At 31.5% G+C, this 4,444-nt stretch carries 6 protein-coding genes; 2 read left to right on the top strand and 4 right to left on the bottom strand.

The features are described 5' to 3' along the window. Positions 1-56 precede the first annotated feature (56 nt). Both SOY52_RS04340 and SOY52_RS04335 read right to left on the bottom strand, forming a co-directional pair. Entirely contained in the window at positions 57-458 is a 402-nt protein-coding gene (locus SOY52_RS04340; RefSeq protein ID WP_320847756.1) for an Hsp20/alpha crystallin family protein, read from the bottom strand. 13 nt (positions 459-471) lie between these two features. Then, the gene (locus tag SOY52_RS04335; protein WP_320847755.1) at positions 472-858 is read right to left on the bottom strand and encodes an Hsp20/alpha crystallin family protein; all 387 of its coding nucleotides are present in this window, start codon (positions 856-858) and stop codon (positions 472-474) included. A 441-nt stretch (positions 859-1,299) separates the two neighbouring features. On the opposite strand from SOY52_RS04335, the gene SOY52_RS04330 reads away from it, so the two are divergent. Continuing rightward, the gene (locus SOY52_RS04330) at positions 1,300-1,863 is read left to right on the top strand and encodes a TetR/AcrR family transcriptional regulator (protein ID WP_320847754.1); all 564 of its coding nucleotides are present in this window, start codon (positions 1,300-1,302) and stop codon (positions 1,861-1,863) included. On the opposite strand, the gene SOY52_RS04325 is transcribed toward SOY52_RS04330, so the two are convergent. Then, positions 1,844-3,013, bottom strand: a complete 1,170-nt coding sequence (locus SOY52_RS04325; RefSeq protein ID WP_320847753.1) for a phosphoribosylaminoimidazolecarboxamide formyltransferase — start codon at positions 3,011-3,013, stop codon at positions 1,844-1,846. The genes SOY52_RS04330 and SOY52_RS04325 overlap by 20 nt on opposite strands. Beyond that, complete coding sequence (locus SOY52_RS04320; protein ID WP_320847752.1) at positions 3,013-3,645, bottom strand: IMP cyclohydrolase; 633 nt, start codon at positions 3,643-3,645, stop codon at positions 3,013-3,015. The genes SOY52_RS04325 and SOY52_RS04320 overlap by 1 nt, the downstream gene beginning before the upstream one ends. A gap of 130 nt (positions 3,646-3,775) precedes the next feature. Between SOY52_RS04320 and SOY52_RS04315 the strand changes: the two genes are divergently transcribed. Continuing rightward, positions 3,776-4,276, top strand: a complete 501-nt coding sequence (locus SOY52_RS04315) for a flavodoxin domain-containing protein (protein WP_320847751.1) — start codon at positions 3,776-3,778, stop codon at positions 4,274-4,276. The last annotated feature ends 168 nt before the right edge of the window (positions 4,277-4,444 follow it).

The raw sequence follows: 4,444 nt of genomic DNA, 5'->3' as shown, positions 1-4,444 counted from the left end.
ACAAAAAAGGACAGTTTTTAAGCTGTCCTCTTGTGTGTGAAGCATTATCCATGCATTTATTTGTTAATCTTAACTTCAATTCTCTTAGCAATAGCCTTTTCAGACTTAGGAATTGTGATAAGAAGAATACCATTCTTGTAGTCAGCACTAATCTTTTCTTCATCAGAGCCTTCAGGAAGTGAGAAACTTCTTTCAAAGGCAGGAAGATTAATCTCCTCTGCTATCTTAGTCGTTCCTTCCTTAAGTTCTTTCTTTACTTCTTCAGCACTAATAGTAAGAATGTGTTTATCAACACTTAAGTTGATTTTATCTTCACTATAGCCAGCAACCTCTGCTTCGATTACATAGGCATTTCCTGTTTCATATACATCTACTCTTGGATATCTTTTTCCTGTGCTTGTCCAAGTATCGAATAAAGAATTAAAAATTGTATCAATTGGGTCGTAGTAATATCTCATTGTCTTTTCCTCCTTAGTTAATCTTTACTGCAATCTTCTTTGGTTCTTCTTTAGGCTTCTTTGGAATAAATACGCTTAAGATACCTTTTTGGTAAGATGCACTAATCTTTTCTTCCTCTGCATCTTCTGGAAGTGTAAAGCTTCTTTCAAATGATTTAACAGATCTTTCTCTTATTAGATACTTCTTATCTTTATCTTCCTTCTTCTCATTTTCATGAGATGAAATATGAAGTACATGCTTTTCAGCATAGATATTAATCTTATCTTCATCATAGCCTGCAAGCTCTGCAGTAATTACATAACCATTATTATTTTCATAGATGTCTACTGGTGGGAATTTAGATACTGTAAAGAATGTATCAAAGAAATCGTTGTAAGAATTATTATTATTGTTTGCCATTTTGTGGCCTCCTTATATTGCTTATTTGTTATGCCAAATATAATGCATAAGGGATGCCAACTTAACTAAATTGTTTAAATATAAAGAATTAATATTTTTGTAACTTTTAAAACGTATTAATTTAAATTCCTTTTGAGTCAAAATGATACACTAGAGTTAAAATTACTCATTTTGTGGTTCTTTTTGGCTCAAAACTTAAAAAAGAACATAACAAAATGGGACATAGATAAAAAATGCTGCACTGTTAAAAACAGGCAGCAAATAAAAATGAGGGGAATTCAAAATCCAACAGGGAGTTGTATTAAAGAAGGGATATAAAACCCATTGGATATCCAAATAATAGTAATAAAAAATGTAATAATTATCTAAATTATATGTAATTTAGGTGTAGTTGAGAAAAAGGTATGCTAAGATATTTTATAACTAAAAGGAGAAAAGAAGATGGCCGATGAAACAAAAATAGCCATTGCTGATTCATTTAGAATACTTGCTCAAAGTAATAGTTTATCAAAAATTACTGTTCAAGAGATTGCTAAAAAAGCAGGTGTTTCTAGGCATACTTTTTACTACCATTTTAGAGATATATATGCTCTAACTGAGTGGATTTTTGAAAGTGAAGGTAGTCAGGTAATTGCTGATTATAAGAAGTTAAATAACTGGAAGGAAGGCTTAGAGAGAGCTTGTCGTTATGCTTTGGATAATCGTGTGCTTGTAATTAGGATTTACCACTCTGATTATCAAAAAAATATTATTATGTTTTTTCAAAATGTTATTAAGTCAATTATTTCTAACATTATTGAAATGGAGTTTAGCCACATAATAGTAAAGCCAAAAGAGAAAGAAATTCTCCTTGATTTCTATACATTTGGCTGTGTTGGAATTCTTTGTAATTGGCTAAGCAATAATATGGAAGAGGATTATCATATGATACTAGATAAGCTTCATACGATAATCCATGGATCTGTAAAAGATGTTCTTTTACGATTTAGTGGTGAAAAAGTCTAGTCTTATTGAATATCAAGACCTTTCCAAGTCTATTAGCTGTACTAATTACTTCATCATCTCTAAGTGAGCCACCTGGTTCTGTTATGTAATCAACACCAGAAGCAGCTGCTCTTAATACGTTATCACTGAAAGGGAAGAATGCATCAGATGCTAGAGAAATACCTTTAATACTCTTTAGGTATTCCCTTTTCTCTGCTTTTGTAAATGGCTTTACTTCCTCTGTAAAATGATCCTGCCATGAAGCACACATATCAATTTCTGGTTCATCAGAAAGATATTGTTCGATAACATTATCCTTTTCATTGCGAGTTAATTCCTTTTTAAAAGGAAGGTTTAAAACTCTATCACACTGTCTTAAATTCCATCTATCAGCTTTATCTCCAGCAAGTCTAGTACAGTGTAAGCGTGATTGTTGACCTGCTCCAACACCGATAGTTTGACCATGATAAGCATAGATTACAGAGTTAGATTGCGTATATTTAAGTGAGATTAAAGCAACAATTAAATCAAGCTTAGCTTCTTTTGTAATACTCTTATTTTCACTTTTAATGTTATCAAGCTCTTCAAAGGTAGGAATGTAATCATTTCTATCTTGCTTAAAAGTAATTCCATAAACCTTTCTCTCATCCTGCTCATCAGGAGTGTAGCTTGGATCAATTTCGATAACTGTATAAGCACCTTTTTTCTTAGCTTTTAAAATCTCTAATGCTTCAGCTTCATATCCTGGAGCAATTACACCATCTGATACTTCACGGCTAATTACCTTTGCTGTTGATACATCACATACATCTGATAGTGAGATGAAATCACCAAAAGAACTCATTCTATCAGCCCCACGTGCTCTTACGTAAGCTGTTGCTAATGGTGATAATTTAGTCTTTTCACTGACAAAGTACATTTTCTTTTCTTTATCTGTTAAGGGAATTGCAATTGCAGCTCCTGCAGGGGAAACGTGCTTAAAGGAGGTTGCAGCAGGGTATCCTGTTGCAATTTTTAGCTCTTTAACTAATTGATATCCATTAAGAGCATCAAGAAGGTTAATATAGCCTGCCTTTCCATTTAATACTTTAATTGGGAGTTGCTCAGGATGAGAAATGGATGCTTTCTTTTGATTTGGATTTATTCCGTACTTTAAAATTAACTCTTCCATTATAGATCTCCTCTGTTAACAATTTTTACATCATCATCAACTTTAACTAAGCATGAGATAGTATTTTCATTATCAAAAATATTTAATAAATCACTATCTGTTACTTTAATTAAGACAGGATCTGATGAGAAAGAAGAGAGATCTTCTTCATAGGTATGAATAACGTGAGCATAACCTGGAACTAATTTGTATGTCCAAATAATACGTTTGGTTTGCTCTAAGTCCTTTTTAATAATAAAGAACTTTAATACATTTTCCTTCTTTGAATAAATTGCACCAATTCTAGAAGTATAGATAGGTGGGTCGTTTTCAAAAGTTCTTTCCTTAATACCTTCTTCAATGTCACCACAGTTTTTAATGCTTTCACCTTGGTCTCCATTTGTAAGGTAAATGTAGTCATCATCCTCAAGAAGTGCTTTATAGATTACTAAATCACGATTTTGCACTTTTGATTCGTCTTTAGGAAAGGTATGAATGGTATTATCAATATTTACTAATACTCTATTCCTACTATTTTCACTTCTACCTTGAAGAATATAAACCATATAAAGTTTATTGTCTTCAGTCATGCCTGCGGCAATTGTACGTCCCGGATAGGTTCTATTTGATAAATATTCAATTAAATCTTTCATATTGAACTATCATATACAATTGTAAACTTTACAAAAAGATAAAAAGAGTATAAAAAAATATTTTTTATTGACAGCTAATGATTATTAGCCTATATTAGCTAACGTTTATTAGCTAAATTGTGAGGACAAAGTGTACGACATAATATATAGATCAAAAACAGGAAGTAGTGCTAAGTACGCTGCAATTTTAGCAAAGAAATGTGGTGCAAAGGTATATGAGCTTTCAAAAGCAATTAAAGAATTAGAAAAGGGGACAAAAGTAATATATATTGGTTGTGTTAGAGCTGATAACATCCTTTCCCTTAATAAGGCAGCAAAGTACTTTGATCTTAAAATTATCTGTGCCGTTGGAATGGCTCAAACAGGTGAAAACATTAATAAGATTAGAACGGTTAACAAAATAGACGAAAGTATTCCTCTTTTTACTCTTCAAGGAGATTTTTATCTTGATAAACTAAAAGGCTTGGATTTGTTAATGATGAAAATGGTTAGAAAAACTTTAATAAGACAAAATAAAGAGAAAAAGGAATTATCAATAGGTGATAAAGATACGCTTGAACTTTTAGAAAATGGTGGTATTAGGGTTAATGCTGATAATCTAAAAGATGTAATAAGTGAGATTAGAAAATGAAAAAACTTTTTATCTTATTAATTATTATTGTATTATTGGTTGTTCATGTAACAGCATGATAAATAGGGCTATTGAAGAACTCGATAATAAACCAATTCCTAATTTATCAGAAGTAAAGGATGGTACACATTATGGCTCTGAAAATGGTCCATTCGTTTCTGTTGAAGT

The organism is Bullifex sp. (assembly GCF_034103065.1).
In the GTDB taxonomy this organism is placed as follows: domain Bacteria; phylum Spirochaetota; class Spirochaetia; order Sphaerochaetales; family Sphaerochaetaceae; genus Bullifex.
The sequence above is the reverse complement of the archived record's forward strand: the minus strand, read 5'-3'. Positions and strand labels throughout refer to the sequence as shown.